The organism is Rhodoplanes tepidamans, from assembly GCF_030813915.1.
Classification (GTDB): domain Bacteria; phylum Pseudomonadota; class Alphaproteobacteria; order Rhizobiales; family Xanthobacteraceae; genus Rhodoplanes; species Rhodoplanes tepidamans.
The window spans coordinates 26,982-46,266 of the sequence record NZ_JAUSUJ010000012.1 but is presented as its reverse complement, the minus strand read 5'-3'; the positions used below and the strand labels follow the sequence as shown (position 1 = coordinate 46,266).

Genomic DNA, 19,285 nt, shown 5'->3' with positions numbered 1-19,285 from the left:
GAGCGCTCCATGCACATCCGCCCCGCCGCCGCCGCCGATGCCGATGCGCTCTGGGCCATCCTCGAGCCGGTGATCCGCGCCGGCGAGACCTACCCGCTTCCGCGCGACATGGACCGCGAGGACGCCCTCGCCTACTGGCTGTCGCCGGCCCACGAGGTGTTCGTCGCCGTCTACGAGGACGGCGGCCGCGCAGCGGTGGTCGGCACGTACTACCTGCGCGCCAACAACGCCGGCGGCGGCGCCCATGTGGCGAACTGCGGCTACATGGTCGCCCAGGACGCGGCCGGCCGTGGCGTCGCCCAGGAAATGTGCGCCCACTCGCTCGCCCGCGCGAAGGCGCGCGGCTTTCGCGCCATGCAGTTCAACTTCGTGATCGCCTCGAACGAGCGCGCCGTGCGGCTCTGGCAGCACATGGGCTTTGCGATCGTCGGCCGCCTGCCGGGCGTGTTCGAGCATCCGACGAAAGGATTCGTCGACGCGCTGGTGATGTTCAGGGACGTGTAGGGCGGGCGACGCGCCCCGGCGCGCGGGACACAAGGCATTGCAGAACGCGTGCGCATCACCGCCGTGTCGACGTTGTGCCAAAGCCATTTTGCGCCAAGCCGCCATCACGCTTCATCATCGGTTGCCGAATTTGTCGCCAGCCTGCCTTTGACGGACCAGTAAGATTTTCGGGGCAGAAAGGCACTAGTACAAACGGCACGAACTTTCGACTCGTCATTCGCGGGCTCGTCCCGCAAAACCATCGTGTAAAAAACTGTGATTTCATGACGATGGACCGCCTGATCAAGTCCGGCGGTGACGACCGACGGGTCGCTGCCCGGCGCTTTTGGCAATTGTCGCTTAGCCTGGTTGCGCGCATGGCCGCCTGGGAGGTTTCCATGATCTTCAATCCGTTCGGGAAGAGAAGCACAGGCCCCGGAGAACCGCCGGCACCGCAATCGGACTCCTCTGAGGTCCGAGGCAGCTTCGGAAAAAAAACACAGCAGCGGCAGACGGCCAAGCCACGCAGCCAAAGGAACAGCGATCCGATGGCACTCCCGCTGACGGGGGACGCCTGATCAATCTCGAAAGCCGATATCCTTGGAGCGGCCAGCCGGACTATGCCGCCTGCAACATCGCGCTGGGCAGCCTCATTCACAATGTCACCGCCAAATTGGCGGTGGACGATCGCATCCATGCGGAAACATGTGTCGCGGCAATCGGGGCGATCGCCGGATTCGCGGCGCAACGCGCCATGATCGCCCGGCTCACCGAAACAGGCGATCGCGCTGGCCTGAGCCAGATCCATCGGGTCGTGACGAAGGATGGCGGGACATACTTCTTCAGCGAATCCCTCAACCAGATGCTCATCGCGATGTCCGACGCCGAGGCGGGTGAGAAACTATGGCCGCTGGCAGCCGGTGCGGCTGTCGCGGCGGGTCTGGATCCGCGTCACCTGCCAAATCTCGACGCAATGTTCTCGCACGTCGCGGAAACCATCGGCGGGGACCTCGAAGGCATGCCGTCGGTGCCCCGAGAGCACTTTCCTTTCTTTCCCGTCAGAGAATTGTTGAAGGCCGTGTGGCCAATGGCCCTGATCTGCTTCAGCGGCCGCGGTCCGGCTGGATCGCCCCATCTCGGCGAGGCGAGCATCAGGTTCTGGCCTGCCATCGCAGCGCATGCCGCCAATGCCTTAATTCGGCAAGTGCAGCCTGTTCTCGCTCCCGGTGTTGCACTCACCATCGTCATGGAGGCGGCGATCTACGCGTCGAAACTGGACCCGACGACGATATGAACGCCACCCGCCGCCTCGACGCAGCATCGGGGCGCACGAAGCAAGAGCTGACAGATCCCGGCCGGCGACCTCTCCCCGCTCGCGGGGAGAGGTGAGAACCGCCGCCTCGTTTCAGGCCCCGGGTCCCGGCTCGCGCTGTACCGCTTCGCGGCGCAGCGCGTCCGGGACACACAGCCCGACTACGGTGTCGCGGCCATCGCCTCGGGCTTGGTGCGCTGGCGCTTGATCATCAGCTTGTTGAGCGCGCCGAGATAGGCCTTGGCCGAGGCGACCAGGGTGTCGGGGTCGGCGCCCTTGGCCGTGACGGTCTTGTCGGCCTCGGAGAGGCGGACCGACACCTCGGCCTGCGCGTCGGTTCCTTCGGTGACGGCGTGCACCTGATAGAGCTCCAGCATCGCCTCGTGCGGCACCAGCGCCTTGATGCAGTTGAACACCGCGTCGACCGGGCCGTTGCCCTCGCACTCCTCGATGACGGTGCGGCCGTCGATGACGAGCTTCATGGTGGCGCGCTGCGGCCCGTGGGTGCCGGCGATCACCGACAGCGACTGCAGCTTGATGCGGTCCTGCGCGGTGGCGATCTCCTCGTCGACCAGCGCCTCGATGTCCTCGTCGTAGACGTGCTTCTTGCGGTCGGCCAGCGCCTTGAACCGCACGAAGGCGTCCTCGAGCTGGTTGCCGGCGAGCTTGTAGCCCAGATCCTCCAGCTTTCGCACGAAGGCGTGGCGGCCGGAATGCTTGCCCATCACCAGCGAGGTCTGCTTCACGCCTACACTCTCCGGCGTCATGATCTCGTAGGTCTGGGCGTTCTTGAGCATGCCGTCCTGATGGATGCCACTCTCGTGCGCGAAGGCGTTCCGGCCGACGATCGCCTTGTTGTACTGCACCGGAAACGACGTCACGGCCGAGACCAGCTTGGAGGCGCGGGTCAGCATGGTGGCGTCGATGCCGGTCCACCAGGGCAGCACCTCGTTGCGCACCTTCATGGCCATCACGACCTCTTCCAGCGCGGTGTTGCCGGCGCGCTCGCCGATTCCGTTGATGGTGCACTCGATCTGGCGCGCGCCGCCGCGTACGCCGGCGAGCGAGTTGGCGACCGCCATGCCGAGATCGTCGTGGCAATGCACCGAGAACACCGCCTGATCGGAGTTGGGCACGCGCTCGCGCACCGTCTTGAACAGCGTGTAGTACTCCTCCGGGGTCGTGTAGCCGACCGTGTCCGGAATGTTGATGGTGGTGGCACCGGCCTTGATGGCCGCCTCGACGCAGCGGCACAGGAAGTCGATCTCGGTGCGGGTGCCGTCCTCGGACGACCACTCGACGTCGTCCGTGTAGTCGCGGGCGCGCGTCACCTGCGCGATCACCATCTCGTAGACCTCGTGCGGCTCCTTCTGGAGCTTGTGCTTCATGTGCACGGGCGAGGTGGAGAGGAAGGTGTGGATGCGCTTGCGTGCCGCCGGCTTGATCGCCTCGGCGCAGCGGTCGATGTCCTTGAAGGCGGCGCGGGCCAGCCCGCAGACGACGGCATTCCTGGTGCGCTTGGCGATTTCGTTGACGGCGAAGAAGTCGCCCTCGGAGGCGATCGGGAAGCCCGCCTCGATGACGTCGACGCCCATCTGGTCGAGCACCTCGGCGACATCGAGCTTCTCCTCGTGCGTCATGGTGGCGCCGGGCGACTGCTCGCCGTCGCGCAGGGTGGTGTCGAAGATGACGACGCGGTCCGTCTCGGACTGGGTCGGGGCGGTCATGGGAACAATCCTTCTCGAAGAGCGTGCGCCTCGTCGGGGCGCGTCCGGGTTCCGTCTCGGGTCCCCTGAGCGCCCAGGCGCGTCGCGCCCTGCCGGCCCTCAGGGGCAGCTAAGGAGAAGGAGGCCGGAAATCAGGGCAGCCGCGGACGGGGCCGAAACGACCCTGTCCCGAAGCGCGCGATGCTGGCGGCGCGGCGACATCACCCTCGATCCTCTGTTGCCCGTCACGGTGGCCGACAATCGTTAACGCGGCGTTGACCGGAGACGCAACGGCGCCCTTGTAACGCGCGCCGCCGGCGAGGGCAAGCCGGGAGGACCGCGGCCGGGCCGGGTCGTCCCGGGCCCGCTTCGGGTCCGCCCGGAGCGCCGCGACTCGGCCGCCCGCCCTGCCGCCTGGACGACGTCCTTTCGGCCCGGACGGTCCCGGAAGGTTGATCGGCCCCGAGCGGAGCCGGGACGTCTCGGTTTACGAGACGGTTATGCCTCTCCGAAAGGCCTCGCCGCGGTCGGGAGCCCTTCACCATGCGACAGTGGCGAAATTTACAGGACTCGGCCGACGCTGTACCATCATGCCGTCTGCGTATTTCGTCGGGAGAGGACAAACCTGAAAGGCACCCGGCTCCGGGTGAAGGGTTACTCAAATGAATTATTGGATCTCCGCATTCGCCGTCGCCCTCGTCGTGGTCATCGGCGCCGCCGCCGGCCCGCTCGGGGCCGTGATTTCCGTGATCGCGTTCGCCGTGACCCTGTTCCTGCTCTGGGCCTACAAGCTGGGCTACATGGGGGCATGGACGCGGTTCGGTCTCGACCGCTTCACGGCGCCCTTCCTGGAGGGCGAGAACTACGACCGGCTCTCTCTGATCGTCGGCGACGTCGAGAAGCTCGCCAAGGCCTGCACGGTCGCGGTGGTGCTGATCGCCCTGTCGCTGCTGATCCCGGGCTACCAGGTCGGCATCCTCGTGATCGCGGTCGGCGCCTGGTATCTCTACCAGATCCGGCGCGCCAACGCCCCGGCCAAGCCGACGGCGGCGACCCTCGAGCTGCCGGCCGCCAAGGGCGGGGCGTTCAAGCCCACCGAGGCCCGCAGCGAAGTCCGGGTCAACTGAACGGCCGACCGGGAGGCGGCCGAATCGCGCGCCGTCTCCCGTTCGCATCGTCTGGACCGTCTGGCCCGCATCCCTCCCGCCGTCCGTACGCGGCAGGAGGCGTGATCATGTTGGCCCAAAGAACGCTCCCGCCCCCGCGCCCGACCGGCGATCCGGATCTTTGAACGTCGTCGGCACAAGCTACACTACCCATTCGAATCGTCGCCCTCTCCCACCGGACCGCCGCCGCGCTCCGGTGCGTTCGCGCGAGACGCCATGGCACCCGAATGGATCGGCCTCGTCGTGCTCGCCGGCCTGGCCGGCGTCGCGGCGTACCTGTTCAACAAGCTCGTCCGCCTCGACAATCTCGCCCGCGAGGCGTGGAGCGGCATCGACGTCCAGCTCCGCCGCCGCACCGACCTGGTGCCGAACCTGGTCGCTGCCGTGAAGGCCTATGCGGCGCACGAGCGCGCCCTGTTCGAGGATCTGGCGGCCCGCCGCGCCGGCAGCGTCGCCGCCGACACGGTTTCGGGCCAGGCCGCCGCGGAGCGCGCGCTGCAAGGCTCGCTCGGCCGGCTGCTCGCGCTCGCGGAGGCCTATCCGGACCTGAAGGCCGACCAGAATTTTCGCAAGCTCCAGGACCAGCTCGCCGAGATCGAGGACCTACTCCAGATGGCGCGGCGCTACTACAACGGCACGGTCCGCGACCTGAACGTGGCCGTCCACTCGGTTCCGGACCTGATTGTCGCCCGGCTCGCCGGCTTCTCGCCGCGGCCGTTCTTCGAGATCGACGACGGCGACGCCGTCGCGCCCCAGGTGGAGTTCTCCCGGTGAGCGCCGCGGGAGCGTTTCGCCATGCCGCCCTCCGCCGCACCGCCCTGGTCGCGACGGCCCTGGTCGCGGCCGTCCTGGTCACGATCCTCGCGATCGGGCCGGTGCCGGCGCAGGCGCAGGAACGCATCCTGTCCTTCCTCAGCGACGTGACGGTCGAGCGGAACGGCGACCTCGTGGTCACCGAGACGATCCGGGTCCAGGCCGAGGGCCGCGAGATCCGCCGTGGCATTCTTCGCGACTTTCCCACCGTCTACACCCGGCCGGACGGCACCCGGGTCGAGGTCGGCTTCGAAGTCCTTTCGGTCGCGCGCGACGGCAGCCGCGAGCCGTTCGCCCGCGAAGGCCTGTCGAACGGCGTGCGGCTGCGCATCGGCAGCGCCGAGACCTTCCTCCGCCCGGGGCCGCACACCTACGAGATCCGGTACCGCACCACGCGGCAGATCGGCTTCTTCGCCGACGTCGACGAGCTCTACTGGAACGCCACCGGCACCGGCTGGGCGTTCGGGATCGACGTCGCCGAGGCGCGCATCACCCTGCCCGAGGCGGTGCCGTTCCGCCGCAGCGCGATCTACACTGGCCCGCAGGGCGCGCGCGGGCGCGACGCCGTCGTGACCGAGCAGCGCCCGGGCGTCATCGCGTTCCGCACCACTCGCCCGCTGCCGCCGCGGAACGGCCTCACCGTCGCGGCGGCCTGGGACAAGGGCGTCGTCGCGCCGCCGACCGACGCCCAGAAGCTCGGCTGGTGGCTCGCCGACAATCTCGCCCTGTTCGTCGCCCTCGGCGGCGGCGCCGGCCTGCTCGGCTACTACCTGGTCGCTTGGCTGAAGGTCGGCCGCGACCCGGCGCGCGGCACCGTCATCCCGCTGTTCGGCCCGCCGGAGGGATTCACGGCGGCGGCGACCCGCTACGTCTGGCGCATGGGCTTCGACGACCGCACCTTCGCGGCGGCGATCGTCGACCTCGGCGTGCGCGGCCATCTCACGGTCGCCGACATCGGCGACGAGACGCGGCTCGCGCGGCGCCCCGGCGGCAAGCCCCTGCCCACGCCCGAGCGCGCCGTCGCGACGAAGCTCTTCACGGGCGGCGCCATCACGCTGGAGCAGAGCAATCACAAGCGCATCGGTGCCGCCAGGACGGCCCTGCAGCAGGGCCTCGACTCCGCCTATCGGGGCAGGCTGTTCCGCACCAATGCCGGCTGGGCGGCGCTGGGGGCCGTCCTCTGGGCGGCACTCGTCGTCGCCATCGTGGTGACGGCCTTCCTGACCCGCGGCGAGGCGTTCGGCGGCCCGCTGCTGATCGGCACCATCTTCGGCTCGGTCGGCGCCTTCGCCGGCTCGCTGCTGATCGTCGGCCTGATCCGTGGCCAGGTGAAGCTCGTCGCCTTCGTGGTCGGGGCCGTCTTCCTCAGCGTGTTCGGCGGCGCCGGCCTGATGGCCCTGGTCGCCTCGGCGAACGTCCCGCTCGACGCCGTGCCGGGCCTCGTGCCGATCGTCCTGGCCCCCGTGGTGGCGCTCGCCTTCACGCTCCTCAAGGCGCCGACCCGCGAGGGCCGAAAGGTGATGGACCAGATCGCCGGGCTTCGCCAATACCTCGGCACGGCCGAGGAGGAGCGCCTGGAGTTTCTCACCCCGCCCGAGAAGACCCCGGAGCTGTTCGAACGGTTCCTGCCCTACGCCATCGCGCTGGACGTCGAGAACACCTGGGCGAAGCGCTTCGCGGGCGTGCTGGCGGCCGCCGGGGTCGGCGCCGCCGCGGCCGCCTGGTACACCAGCGATCGCGGCTGGGACGACACGACGAGCTGGACCAGCAAGCTCGCCTCGGGTCTCACCGACACGGTCGCCGCGTCGTCCTCGGCTCCCGGCTCGAGCGGTGGCTCGAGCGGCGGCGGCTCCTCCGGCGGCGGTGGCGGAGGCGGCGGCGGCTCGGGGTGGTGACGGTCGAGCCCCGGTTTGCTCCACCGCATTGCCCGAACGACGCTCAGGCGTCGCCGTTCGGCTTCGTGGCGAAGAACGGGAACGGCCCCGGCGCGCGATGGACATAGGCCTGGTGCGTCACCAGGCCGGTCCCCTCGATCCACTTGTGCAGCAGAAAGGCGGGCGGCTCGAGCACGAAGTCGGAGGCCGCGTCGGGCGTCAGCGTCAGGGTGACCTGATGGGCCACCGAGGGCGCGATCTGGCAGATCGTCCCCGCCCACCGCACCGCGACCGGCCGGTGATGATGGCCGGTGATCACCCGCTCGACCTGCGGATTCGCATCGACGATGGCAGCGAAGCGCTCGGCGCCGTCGAGCAGGCGGATGCGGTCCATGTGGCCGATGCCGCAGACGAAGGGCGGATGGTGCACGGCGACGATGGTCGGCACCTCGGGCGCCGCGCCGAGCGCGTCGGCCAGGAAGGCGAGCGACTCCGGCTCGAGCCGCCCGGCGCCGTGCCCCTCCCACAGGCTGTCGAGGCCGATCAGCCGCACCGGCCGGGTCTCCACCACGAAGTCGAGCCGTCCCTCGGCCGGCAGGTAGCCCTTCCCGGCGAAGGCGGCCCGCATCGCCTCGCGGCGGTCGTGATTGCCGGGGATGCAGAAGACCGGCATCGGCAGCCGATCGAGCAGGCCGGTGAGGAGCCCGAACTCCTCCGGCAGCCCCTCGTCGGTCAGGTCTCCGGTGACGATCACGAGGTCGGGCGCCGGCTGCAGCCGCTGCAGCGCGTTGATCGCCTGCTCGGCATAGGCGTTGGTCTCGGAGACGCCGTAGGCGAGCACCCCGGCCGGGCGAAGATGAAGGTCGGAGATCTGGGCGATCAGCATCCGTCGATTCTTCCACTGGGTTCGGAAAATACATGCAGGCGGGCCGCATCGAGCGCGAGCGACACGGCGTCGCCGACCCGCACCGGCCGGTCCGACGCAATATCGGCCTCGACGACGTGTCCGTCGACATCGAGCGTGAGCCGGCGATGGGCGCCGAAGAAGATCGCGGCCACCACCCGCGCGGCGAGCGGCCCGGCGCCGGGCGGACCGACCGTCACGGCCTCGGGCCGGAAGAACACCTCGTCGGCCGTACTGCCGGCGACGAGACGCCCGGGCAGCCGGTTCATGGTGCCGACGAAGCTCGCGACGAAAGGATCCACCGGACGGGCGTAGATGTCCTCCGGCGTGCCGAGCTGAATGATGCGGCCGTCGCGCATCACGGCGATGCGGTCGCCGATCGCCATCGCCTCGGCCTGGTCGTGGGTGACATGGATGGCCGTGATGGCGAAGCGCCGCAGCAGCCCGGCGAGCTCGATGCGCAGCCGTTCGCGCAAGGCCGCGTCGAGCGCCGACAGCGGCTCGTCGAGCAGCAGGACCTTCGGGCGGATCGCGATGGCGCGGGCGAGGGCGACACGCTGGCGCTGGCCGCCGGAGATCCGATCGACCGGCCGGTCGGCGAGATCGGCGAGCCCGACCATGGCGAGAAGCCGCCCGACCTCGGCCTCGCGCGCCGCACGCGGCTCGCCCCGCACCTTCAGGCCGTAGCCGACATTCTCGGCGACCGTCATGTTGGGAAACAGCGCGTAGGACTGGAACACCATGCCGACGCGGCGTCGCTCGATCGGCGTGCCGGTCACGTCGACACCGTCGAACAGCACGGCGCCGCCCGGATCGGGCGCCGCGAGCCCGGCGACGAGACGCAGCAGCGTCGTCTTCCCGCAGCCCGAGGGGCCGAGCAGCACCAGGATCTCGCCGGCCGGCAGGTCGAGATCGGTCGGCTGCAGCGCGACGACCCCGCCCGGAAACGTCTTGCCGGCGCGGCGCACCGACAGGCTCGCACCGTGCGCGACGCCTTGCGTCGCCGTCACGGACGCGCCTCCCGCCGTGCGCCGATCCGCGACAGCATCTGCATGGCGACCAGCAGCGGCACGATCATCAGGAAGAACACCAGCGTGTAGGCCGAGGCGATCTCCAGTCGCATCGAGGCGTAGGAGTCGGCGAGTCCCACCGGCAGCGTCTTGGTCAAGGGCGTGTGCAGCATCCATGTGAGATTGAACTCTCCGATCGAGAGGGTCACGACGGTGAGCGCGCCGGCGAGGATGCCGGGCCGGGCGTTGGGCAGCACCACGTCGACGAAGCGCCGCCACGGGGAGGCGCCGAGCGAGGCGGCGCCCTCGTCGAGGAGGCGCCAGTCGATCGACTGGAGCACCGCCATGACCGAGCGCAGCATGAAGGGCAGCGTGTAGAGCACGTGGCCGATCACGATGAAGGCCGAGGAGCCGCGAAGGTCGCGGACGCCGCCATAGGTGATGATCAGCGCGAGCGCCAACGCGAGGCCCGGCACGGCGAGCGGCAGCGTGACGATCTCCTCGGCGACGCGGGCGAGCCGCCCGCCCCGCCGCACCAGCGCATAGGCGGCCGGCACGCCGATCAGCAGCGTAACGGCGACGGTCGCGAGCGCGATCGCGATCGACCGCACGATCGTGTCGGCGTAGAGCCGCCAGACCTCGACGATCCAATCGAGCGTGAGGCACTCGGAGACGCCGCGTGCATACGAGACGGAGACGCCGGCCACCATCGAGACGACGGCCGGCATGACGAGAAACGCGGCGACCAGCACGGTCAGCAGGCCGGCGGCGAGCGTGGTGATCCGCATGGCTCAGCCCGCCGCCGCGACGCTGCCGGTCGCGTTGCGGGCCAGCGCGAGCGCAGCCCAAGTGACGAGGCCGAGCGCGATCGACAGCGCCGCAGCGACGGCGACGTTCCCGCCGAGCGTGAACTCGGTGTAGATCACCATGGGCAGCACGTCGATGCGGGTGGCGAGCGTGAACGCCGTCCCGAAGGCGCCCATGGCAGTCGCGAAGCATAGCGCGCCGGCTGCCGTCAGCGCCGGGGCGAGCGCCGGCAGGACGATGTCGCGCTGGATGCGCAGCGGCCCCGCCCCGAGCGAGCGCGCCGCCTCGACCAGTGCCGGATCGAGCGTCTCCACCGCCGCCATCACGGTGAGGATGACGCGCGGGATCGAGAAATAGAGATAGCCGACCAGCAGCCCCGTGAGCGAGTAGGCGAAGACGATGCGCTCGCCGATCATCGCCTCGCTCGCCTGGGCGACGAGGCCGAGCCGGCCGCCCAGCAGGATCACCATGAAGCCGACGACGACGCCCGGAAACGCGAGCGGAAAGGTGAGCATCGCGACCAGCAGATCACGTCCGACGAATCGCCGCGTCGCCAGGAACTGCGCCGCGACCGTGGCGATCATCAGCGTCAGCCCGGTCGTCGCCGCCGCGACCATCAGGGTCGAGACCATGGTGGCACGATAGCGCGGCTCGGTGAGCACGGCCAGATAGGCGCTCCAGCCGAGCCGGCCGGAGCCGGCGACCGGCACCAGCACGGCCATGGGCACCAGCAGGAAGGCGAGCAGGAACACGCCAGCGGGAAGGAGGAGCAGGATCTCGAAGCGACGGGGCATCTGTTGTTCGCTTGTCCGGCAGCGCCGGCCACATGGACAGCGTCGTCATGCCCTCGCTCGTCGCGGGCATCCACGTCTTCGAGCGTCAGACACGAAGAGCGTGGATGGCCGGGACGAGCCCGGCCATGACGGAGAACGGCGGAAGGCGCTCGGGCCTCACCGCACCTCGGCGAGGTAGCGATCGGAGAACGCCTTCTGCACCTGCTCGGCGGCGCCCCAGTCGATGTCCTTCACGCGGTCGTAGTCGGCCTTGGGCAGGAACTTGGCCGCCACCTCGGCCGGCATCTCGACCGGGCGCGCCGGGCGCAGAAAGGCGTTGGTCCAGATCAGCTGGCCCTTGTCGGAGAGCAGATAGTCGAGCACGCGCTTCGCCTGCTCGGGGTGCGGCGCGCCCTTCACCAGCGTCATCACGTAGGGGAACGACACCGAGCCCTCGCACGGGATGACGAAGGCGAACCTGCCCTTCTCGGTGTACTTCGCTCGGTAGGCGTTGAAGTCGTAGTCGAACAGGATCGGGATCTCGCCCGAGACGACCCGCGCATAGGACGTCTGCTGCGGCACGATCGGATCGTTCTTGGCCAGGTCCTTGAAGAAGGCGAGGCCCGGCCCGAAGTCCTGCAGGGTGCCGCCGAGCGCGAGATTGACGGCGACCGCGCCGACGTAGCCGACCGCCGCCGAGGTCGGGTTGAGATAGCCGACGAGCCCCTTGTAGTCGGGCTTCTTGAGATCCGCCCAGCAGGCCGGCACCGGCTTTCCGCGCAGCGCGTCGACATTGACGAACAGCCCGAGCGTGCCCTGGTGTACGGTCCACCAGTGGCCGGCCGGATCCTTCAGGCCGGCCGGGATCTCGTCGAACAGCGCCGGCTTGTAGGCCTCGGTGACGCCCTCCGCCTTCGCCTTGATGCCGAACGTGATGCCGTAATAGGCCATGTCGGCGACCGGGTTGGCGCGCTCGGCCAGCACCTGCGACAGCGACTGGCCGGAGTTCTTGTTGTCGTGCGGCATGGTTATGCCGAGGTCGCGCTGCACGGCCTTCAGCATCGAGGCCCAGTCCGCCCACTGCGGCGGGCAGTTGTAGCAGATCGCGGTGCCGCTCTGCGCGAGCGCGGCCGGCGCGGCGAGCAGCGCGGCAGCGGCGGCGAGGCCGAGAAGGGTCCGGCGGGTCGTCATGGGGATCTCCGTTCGAGGCTCAGCGGGAGGTGTTCGGCGCGTCGGCGAGGGTGCCGCCGGGCCGGAAGAGATGCGGAAGCGTCAGGGTCCGACCGGGCTCGCGGCCGCGGCCGGCGACGAGATCGAGCAGCATGGCGGCCGCCGTGGTGCCCATGGCGCGGGCCGGCCACGCGATGGTGGCGAGCGACGGCGCGATCAGTCCGCCGATGGCGATGCCGTCGAATCCGGCCACCGAGACGTCGTCCGGCACGGCGAGCCCGTGGCGACGCAGCGCCGCGACGACGCCGATCGCCAGAAGGTCGTTGGAGGCGACGATCGCGGTCGGCCGCAGCCGGTCGAGGATGTCGGCGAGGTCGATCCGGTCCGGCCCGTCGATGAAGTCGGCCTCGACCGGCGGCTCGACCGGCAGGCCGGCGGCCACGAGCGCGTCGCGGACGCCCTCGTAGCGGGCTCGCGCGCGGTCGGAGGCGGCGAAGCGTCCGGCCACGAAGGCGATGCGACGATGGCCGCGCCCGATCAGCGCGGCGGCCAGGTCGCGGCCCGCGCCGCGATTGTCGACCGTCACGAGCGCGACGCCCGGATCGCTCGCCTCGTTGAACAGCAGCACGGTCGGGATGCCGGCCGCGGCGGCACGGGCCCGCGCCTCGCTCGACGCCGGATCGCAGACGGTCAGCACCAGGCCGGCGGGGCGCTCGGCGATCAGCGGCTCGATCGCCTCGACCTCGCGGCCGGCCTCGTAGTTCGACTGTGCGATCAGCACGGCGTGGCCGCCGCGGCGGGCCGTCTCCTGCAGGCCGGCAAGGCAGTCGGCGAACACCGGATTGGTGACGCTCGGCACCAGCACGCCGATGGTGCGGGATCGCTTCAGCACCAAGCTGCGCCCGACCTCGCTCGGCCGGAACTCGAGCTCCGCCACCGCCGCGGCGATGCGCAGCCGCAGCGCGCCGCTCACCGGGCCGGAGTCGTTGACCACCCGGCTGACACTGGCGATCGAGCAGCGGGCGCGGCGGGCGACGTCCTTGATGGTCGTCGCCTTGCGGGGCGTGTCACTGGTCGGGATCGGGGTCGGATCCATGGCCGCCGGGCGCTGGTGTAAACGTTTTCACCAGCACGGTAGCGGCGGCCCGTGACAGCCACGCGACAGCGGATCGGGAGCATCGGGAGAGCGTGCGGCGGAGCCGTCGGCGCCGCGTCAGCGCCAGGCGTGCAGCAGAAACGCCTGGACGAAGTCCAGCACCCCGTCGTCGAGATCGGCGGGGCCGTACGCCGCATAGACGCGGGCGAGCTCGGGATGGTCCTCGGCCGCCATGTGGGCGCGCGCCCTCTCGCAGATGGCGTCGGCCGGGACGCGGGACTGGAGGATGCGGATCAGGGCGAGGCGCGGCCAGGCCGGCACCATGAACCAGGCGCCCTGCTCGTAGTCCTCCGGGCCGATGCCGGTCTCCTCCCGCATCTCGCGCACGACGCTGCCGGCGAAGTCGACGACGCCTTCATGTGCGTCGCTCGGATCGGGCGTGCCGCACGGGAAGTAGACCTTGCCCTGGTTCGCCGTGCCGACCGCCATCTCGCCGAGCAGGAAGCCGCCGTCGCGGCCGCGCAGCGCCCCCATGGCGAACGCGTTGGTGACGGTCGTATCCGGGAAGCCCCAGTCTCGCCAGGCCATGAAGCTCGCGAAGTCGGTCTCGAACAGCTGTGCCCGCACCGTTCCGTCGACCAGCGCATGGTCGCGCATCAGCAGCACGCGGCCGTTCCAGACATGCGGCAGCCGGCGCTGGAGCGCGGCGAAATGTACGTCGATCTCGGCACGATGCTCGACCGCGAACGGCCACGCAAAGGGCACCAGCGCGAGATCGAGACGATCGACCGGGAGAACCGAGAGCGGGGTCACGCGAGCAGCCGGCCTTCGCTGACGACGACCGCCTCGCCGCCGATCGCGGCGGAGACGAGCGCGCCGCTCCGCATGGCGAGCGAGAGCGTGATCAGGCTTGGCCGCCCCATCTCGAAGCCCTGCTCGATCACGAGCTCGTGGTCACCGTCGGCCAGTCCGCCATGCCGCGCCACGGCCCCGGCAAAGGCCGCGACGGCCGCACCGGTGGCCGGATCCTCGACGATGCCGAGGCTGGGCGCGAACATGCGGGCGTGGAAGGCGTGGCCCGGCTCCACGGCCTCGCGGCTGAACACGAAGGCGGCCGGATGCCCCTCGGCGCCGAAGGCGGTGTCCCAGCGGCTCATGTCGGGTTTTGCACGCGAGACTGCGACGAGGCCTTTGACCGGCACCAGCGTGAAGGCGACGCCGGCCGTCCAGTTTTCGGGGACGAAGCGTCCGAAGCCCACATCGCTTTCGGCGAGGCCGAGTGCGGCCGCCACCGCAGCGGCATCGACCGCACCCGGAGCCGGCTCCGGCAGCCGAGGCAGATCGAAGCGGGCACGCCCGCTGTCCGCGCCGCGCGGCGCGATGCGACAATGCACCGGGCCGACCGTCTCCTCGATGACGATTTCGCGGTCGTTCGCGACGCCGTCGAGCCGGGCGAGCAGCACGGCAGCGCCGACGGTCGGGTGTCCGGCGAACGGCAGTTCGCGCGTCGGCGTGAAGATGCGCAGCTGCGCCCGATGCGCGCCGTCGGCGGGCGGCAGCACGAACACGGTTTCGGACAGCACGAATTCCCTGGCGATCGCCTGCATGGCGGCGGCGTCGAGGCCTTCGGCATCGAGCACCACGGCGAGCGGATTGCCCGTGAAGCGTTGCGACGTGAAGACGTCGAGCGTGACGAACCGGCGCGCCATGGCGATCACACAGCCTCGGGGGTGAACACCCGCGACGGCGTCACGAACTCGTCCTGGGCGGCGACGGTCAGGATCTCGCGCGAGCCCGCCTCGACGGTCCGCGTCAGCAGGCCGAAGATGGACGACGCGGCGCGCGACAACGCCTCGGCCGTCGAGCCGGTGGCGAGGCGGTGAAAGAAGAACAGCGCCGCGATGGCGTCGCCCGCACCGTTGATCGCGATGTCGAGCTTCGGGGTGCGCAGGCGGAAGCGGCCGTCCGGGCCGGCGGCGAGCATGTCGATCGCGTCGGCCGGCGTCTCGTCGGTGTGCAGCGAGGTGACCAGGATCACGCTCGGGCCCAGCAGGTGGACGATCTCGACCGCCTTCAGCGCATCGGCGAGCGTCGCCGTCGTGCGCTCGGCGAGGTATTCGAGCTCGAACTGGTTGGGCGTGATGATGTCGGCGGCAGGAACCGCGCGGGCGCGCATGAACTCGGGGATCCCGGGCCGCACGAACACGCCGCGGCCGACGTCGCCGATCACCGGGTCGCAGCAGTAGCGTGCCTTGGGATTGGCCGCGCGCACCTTGCCGACGGCATCGAGGATCGCCTCGCCGATGTCGGCGCCGCCCATGTAGCCCGACAGCACGCCGTCGCAGTGCGGCAGCGCGCCACGCTCGGCGATGCCCTCCAGCAGCTCGCCGATCATGCCGCCGTCGAAGACGCGGCCCTTCCAGGCGCCGTAGCCGGTGTGGTTCGAGAACTGCACGGTGTGGATCGGCCATACCTCGCAGCCGAGCCGCTGCAGCGGGAACACCGCCGAGGCATTGCCGACATGCCCGAAGGCGACGTGGGATTGAATCGAGAGAATGTTCATGGCGGACAGGACGTGACGACACCAGGGCTGGACGTGTCCGGAACCCCTACAGCGCCCCGCCGCCCGGCGCAAACCCGTTTCGCGGGCGGTTCACGCGCCCCGCCGGCCGGTCACGCGCGGCGCCGCGTCGGTACCATCAGGATGGCGAGGCCGGCCAGCACCAATGCCATGCCGGCGAGCCGCAGCGGGCCGAAGCGTTCGCCGAAGACCAGGCTCGAGGCGAAGGCGCCGATGAACGGCACCAGGAGCGCGAACGGCGCGATGGTGGCGACACCGTAACGTCGCAGCAGCGCGCCCCATGCCGCGAAGGCGATGGTGGTGCCGGCGAAGGCGAGATAGAGCACCGACACCCAGGCGATCCACGGTGCGGCGACCAGGCTCGTCCCGATCGCCGCCGGACCTTCGAGCACCAGCGCCAGCGCCAGGCACGGCAGCGGCGGCACCAGGCTCAGCCACGACATCAGGGCCACCATGTCGCTCTGGCCGGCCTTGCGCAGCAGCAGGTTGCCGACCGCGAAGCTCAGCGGCGAGCCGAGCATCAGGAGGAGCGCCCAGACGTCGAACTCCTGCCCGATCGTGCCGGCGATGCAGGCGAGGCCGGCGGCCGCGACCAGGAGCGAGGTCGCCTGCCGGGCGGTCGGGTACTGGTGGAAGATCGCCGCGGCGAGCGCCACCGTGAACATCGACTGGGTCTGCAGGATCACGGCCGCCAGGCCGGGCGGGACGCCGTGGGTGATGCCGAGGAACAGGAACAGGAACTGGCCGACGAACAGCGTCAGGCCGATCGCCACGGTCGCGCCGAGGGCGATGCGCGGTCGCGGCACTACCAGGAGCGGCAGCGCCGAGGCGGAGAAGCGCAGGGCCGTGAGGACCAGCGGCGAGAAGCTGTCGAGCCCGAGCTTGGTGAAGACGAAGGCGACGCCCCAGATGGCGGCGACGAGCAGGGCGAGCAGGACGTGCGGCAGGGTCAGGCGGGGCGCGTACATTCCGGGGAGTGCCGTCCGGGCGAGCGGCCCGGACCGATGGCCCGGACGCGTGGGGGTGATCCGGCCGCGGGTCGCGGACCCGCCACCCGGACGCCGCGCCTTCTCCTCGCGCGGCATGCCGACGTCTCTCCCGTGGCGGCGGCGAGGTCAAGCCCAGCGAGCCGCGCAGCCGAGACCGGACTCGCGGGCCCGGACGGCGGGTGCAGCAGGCTCCTGTCACCTCTCCCCAGCGGGGAGAGGTCGGATCTCGCGCCGTCGCGCGAGATCCGGGTGAGGGGGTGCCGAGGCCAACCATCGGCGTATACGCCCCTCACCCCGGTCGCGAGCTTCGCTCGCGCCCGACCCTCTCCCCTCGGGAGAGGGTAAGGCTCACATCGTGCCGGCGGCCTTCTTGACGAAGCGGTCGTCGAAGGTGCGCTTGAGGTCGATCTTGGCGGTCTTCATGTCCTCGTCGAACTGCACCAGCATGTCGAGGGCGTTCTGCATGCCCTTCTCCGGGATGATGCCGGTGGTCGAGTACATCGGCTTCGACGCGGTGAAGGCCGCCATGTAGAGGCCGCGGTCGCCGAGGTGGTACTCTTCCGGCACCGTCTTGGCGACGTCCTCGGGGGTCGCGGTCTTCAGCCACTGCAGCGTCTTGTAGAAGGCGTTGACGATGCGCTGCGTGGTCTCGGGATTCTTCTCGATGAAGTCGGCCTTGAGATAGACCACGGCGGCCGGATTGTTGCCGCCCAGGAGCTTCTCGTTGTCGGCCTCGGTGCGGCTGTCCGCCATCACGACCACGTCGCCGTCCTGCACCAGCTTGGTGATGACCGGATCGAGATTGGAGATGGCGTCGAGCTCGCCCTTCTTCATCGCGGCGACCGCCGACATGCCGGCGCCGACCCCGATGATGGACACGTCGGACGGCTTGAGGCCCTCCTTGGCGATCAGCGCATTGAGGAAGAAGTTGGTCGACGAGCCCGGCGCCGTGACGCCGATCTTCATGCCCTTGAGATCCTTGAACGACTTAACCTTGTCGGCCCGGTCCTTGCGGACCGCGAGCACGATGCCGGGGAAGCGGCCGAGCTCGGCGACGGCGCGGATCTCCTGGCCCTTCGCCTGCATCCGGATGGTGTGCTCGTAGGCGCCGGTGACCACGTCGGCGGAGCCCCCGATCAGCGACTGCAGCGACTTCGCGCCGCCGCCGAAGTCCGTGATCGTCACGTCGAGCCCCTGCTCCTTGAAGTAGCCGAGCTTCTCGGCGAGCGTGAGGGGCAGGTAGTACAGGAGGTTCTTGCCGCCGACCCCGAGCACCAGCTTTGACTTCTCGGGCGCCGGCGCGGTCTGGGCGGCAGCGGGTGCGAACGAGGTCGCGACAGCGGCGAGGGCCGTCGCGGCGGCCACCGCGAATGTGACGAGCTTCATGAAACATCCTCCCGAGGATGAAAATTGTTATGCACAGTCACTATCGGGCAGTTGCGGCGAGGGCAACCCATTTCGGGAGCCCGACGGTTCCGGGGACGGCGGGCCGGCGACGACGTAAAGCGGACCCCTGCCGCCGCGGCGCGCGGGCCGGGAGGCCGCTCGTCGTCAGCGCTCCGAGGCAGCCAGCTCGTCGAGCAGCCAGTCGCGGAAGCGGCGCATCTTGGGCAGCTTCAGCTTGGACTTGAGATAAAGCAGGCGGTGGCAGACGAGCCGCGGCCCGTCGTCGCCGAACGGCAGCACAAGCCGCCCGCTCTCCAGCTCGCGGTGGATCAGGAGCCGGCTCTCCAGCGCGATCCCGACGCCGTCGGCGGCGGCGCTGATCGCCATGAAGGAGCGGTCGAAGCGCGGCCCCCGCGACAGGTCGACGTTCGCCACCCCGTGCAGCCGCAGCCAGTCGCTCCACGTCACCAGATTGACCTCCGAGTGGATCAGCGTGTGCCGGTGCAGGTCACTCGGCGTGCGCAGCGCCTTGCGGCCCTTCGCCAGGGCCGGCGCGCACAGCACGACGATCGTTTCCTCGGGAAACGGCCGCACCTCGACGCCCCAGGCCGGAAACACGTTGCCGTACCGAATGTCGAAATCGGCCTCGCCGGCAGCGAGATCGACCGCGCCGACCGACGCGTTCAGCCGGACGTCGATGTCGGGCTCCGACGCGCTGAAGCGCGACAGCCGTGGCATCAGCCATTGCGAGCCGAAGCTCGGCACCGTGTGGATGGTGAGGATGTCGCTCTTGCCGCCGCGCTCGATGCTGCGCTTTGCGGCGGCGATCAGGCCGAGCCCTTCGCTCACCTGCACGGCGAAGCGGCGGCCCGTGTCGGTGAGCACGATGGCCCGATGCGCCCGGTGGAACAGCACCACCCCGACCTCGCGTTCGAGGTCGCGAATCTGATGGCTGACCGCCGACGGCGTCAGCAGCAGTTCCTCGGCCGCCGCCGCGAACGAGCCGAGGCGGGCCGCCGCCTCGAACACCTGGATCGAACGGAGCGACGGCGATTTCACGCGAGGCTCTCTCGATCGCACGGACGCCCGCGGCGACGTACGCGGCGCGGACGGCCGCGGACGGCGGGTCCCGCATCCGGTGCGGACGTCGGCCGGACGACCGTTTCCGGGATTCCGCGCGCGCAGCTCCTTGCTGCACCGCAGCGAGAGAACGCT

18 protein-coding genes are annotated in these 19,285 nt (G+C 70.2%); 5 read left to right on the top strand and 13 right to left on the bottom strand.

Annotation, left to right across the window (positions count from 1 at the left end):
* The first annotated feature begins 9 nt into the window (after window positions 1-9).
* Window positions 10-504, top strand: coding sequence for a GNAT family N-acetyltransferase (locus J2S22_RS15270; protein WP_272775524.1), 495 nt, complete (start codon window positions 10-12; stop codon window positions 502-504).
* A gap of 658 nt (window positions 505-1,162) precedes the next feature.
* A complete protein-coding gene (locus tag J2S22_RS15265) occupies window positions 1,163-1,777 on the top strand; it encodes a hypothetical protein (RefSeq protein ID WP_272775523.1) in 615 nt (204 codons plus the stop codon).
* 179 nt (window positions 1,778-1,956) lie between these two features.
* Here J2S22_RS15265 and J2S22_RS15260 read toward each other — a convergent pair whose 3' ends face one another.
* Entirely contained in the window at window positions 1,957-3,522 is a 1,566-nt protein-coding gene (locus J2S22_RS15260; RefSeq protein WP_272775522.1) for a 2-isopropylmalate synthase, read from the bottom strand.
* A gap of 641 nt (window positions 3,523-4,163) precedes the next feature.
* Here J2S22_RS15260 and J2S22_RS15255 point away from each other — a divergent pair.
* The 3 genes from J2S22_RS15255 to J2S22_RS15245 all read left to right on the top strand — a co-directional run bounded on the left by J2S22_RS15255 (window position 4,164) and on the right by J2S22_RS15245 (window position 7,375).
* Window positions 4,164-4,628, top strand: coding sequence for a hypothetical protein (locus J2S22_RS15255; RefSeq protein ID WP_272775521.1), 465 nt, complete (start codon window positions 4,164-4,166; stop codon window positions 4,626-4,628).
* A gap of 255 nt (window positions 4,629-4,883) precedes the next feature.
* Window positions 4,884-5,441 carry a LemA family protein gene (locus J2S22_RS15250; protein ID WP_272775520.1) on the top strand — a complete coding sequence of 186 codons (558 nt, stop codon included), beginning with the start codon at window positions 4,884-4,886 and terminating at the stop codon, window positions 5,439-5,441.
* Window positions 5,438-7,375, top strand: coding sequence for a DUF2207 domain-containing protein (locus tag J2S22_RS15245; protein ID WP_272775519.1), 1,938 nt, complete (start codon window positions 5,438-5,440; stop codon window positions 7,373-7,375). The genes J2S22_RS15250 and J2S22_RS15245 overlap by 4 nt, the downstream gene beginning before the upstream one ends.
* A gap of 43 nt (window positions 7,376-7,418) precedes the next feature.
* Here the strand turns inward: J2S22_RS15245 and J2S22_RS15240 are convergent, their stop codons facing one another.
* From J2S22_RS15240 to gcvA, 12 genes are all read right to left on the bottom strand, one after another.
* The gene (locus J2S22_RS15240; RefSeq protein ID WP_272775518.1) at window positions 7,419-8,240 is read right to left on the bottom strand and encodes a phosphodiesterase; all 822 of its coding nucleotides are present in this window, start codon (window positions 8,238-8,240) and stop codon (window positions 7,419-7,421) included.
* Window positions 8,234-9,268, bottom strand: a complete 1,035-nt coding sequence (locus tag J2S22_RS15235; protein ID WP_272775517.1) for an ABC transporter ATP-binding protein — start codon at window positions 9,266-9,268, stop codon at window positions 8,234-8,236. Before J2S22_RS15235 ends, J2S22_RS15240 begins: the two co-directional genes overlap by 7 nt.
* Window positions 9,265-10,056: an ABC transporter permease gene (locus tag J2S22_RS15230; protein WP_272775516.1), complete on the bottom strand. Its 792-nt coding sequence runs from the start codon at window positions 10,054-10,056 to the stop codon at window positions 9,265-9,267. Before J2S22_RS15230 ends, J2S22_RS15235 begins: the two co-directional genes overlap by 4 nt.
* A 3-nt stretch (window positions 10,057-10,059) precedes the next feature.
* Window positions 10,060-10,869, bottom strand: coding sequence for an ABC transporter permease (locus tag J2S22_RS15225; protein ID WP_272775515.1), 810 nt, complete (start codon window positions 10,867-10,869; stop codon window positions 10,060-10,062).
* 156 nt (window positions 10,870-11,025) lie between these two features.
* A complete protein-coding gene (locus J2S22_RS15220) occupies window positions 11,026-12,039 on the bottom strand; it encodes an ABC transporter substrate-binding protein (RefSeq protein ID WP_272775514.1) in 1,014 nt (337 codons plus the stop codon).
* A gap of 19 nt (window positions 12,040-12,058) precedes the next feature.
* Window positions 12,059-13,114 carry a LacI family DNA-binding transcriptional regulator gene (locus tag J2S22_RS15215; RefSeq protein WP_272775513.1) on the bottom strand — a complete coding sequence of 352 codons (1,056 nt, stop codon included), beginning with the start codon at window positions 13,112-13,114 and terminating at the stop codon, window positions 12,059-12,061.
* 117 nt (window positions 13,115-13,231) lie between these two features.
* Complete coding sequence (locus tag J2S22_RS15210; RefSeq protein ID WP_272775512.1) at window positions 13,232-13,927, bottom strand: NUDIX hydrolase; 696 nt, start codon at window positions 13,925-13,927, stop codon at window positions 13,232-13,234.
* Window positions 13,924-14,823 (bottom strand): PhzF family phenazine biosynthesis protein, encoded by a 900-nt coding sequence (locus J2S22_RS15205; RefSeq protein ID WP_272775695.1) that lies wholly within the window; start codon window positions 14,821-14,823, stop codon window positions 13,924-13,926. The genes J2S22_RS15210 and J2S22_RS15205 overlap by 4 nt, the downstream gene beginning before the upstream one ends.
* A 5-nt stretch (window positions 14,824-14,828) precedes the next feature.
* On the bottom strand, window positions 14,829-15,677 hold the full coding sequence (pdxY, locus tag J2S22_RS15200; protein ID WP_272775511.1) for a pyridoxal kinase PdxY: 849 nt from the start codon (window positions 15,675-15,677) through the stop codon (window positions 14,829-14,831).
* 110 nt (window positions 15,678-15,787) lie between these two features.
* Entirely contained in the window at window positions 15,788-16,663 is an 876-nt protein-coding gene (locus J2S22_RS15195) for an EamA family transporter (protein WP_272775510.1), read from the bottom strand.
* A gap of 369 nt (window positions 16,664-17,032) precedes the next feature.
* Entirely contained in the window at window positions 17,033-18,070 is a 1,038-nt protein-coding gene (locus J2S22_RS15190; RefSeq protein WP_272775509.1) for an ABC transporter substrate-binding protein, read from the bottom strand.
* Window positions 18,071-18,235: 165 nt separating this feature from the next.
* A complete protein-coding gene (gene gcvA / locus J2S22_RS15185) occupies window positions 18,236-19,129 on the bottom strand; it encodes a transcriptional regulator GcvA (RefSeq protein ID WP_272775508.1) in 894 nt (297 codons plus the stop codon).
* Window positions 19,130-19,285 lie beyond the last annotated feature (156 nt).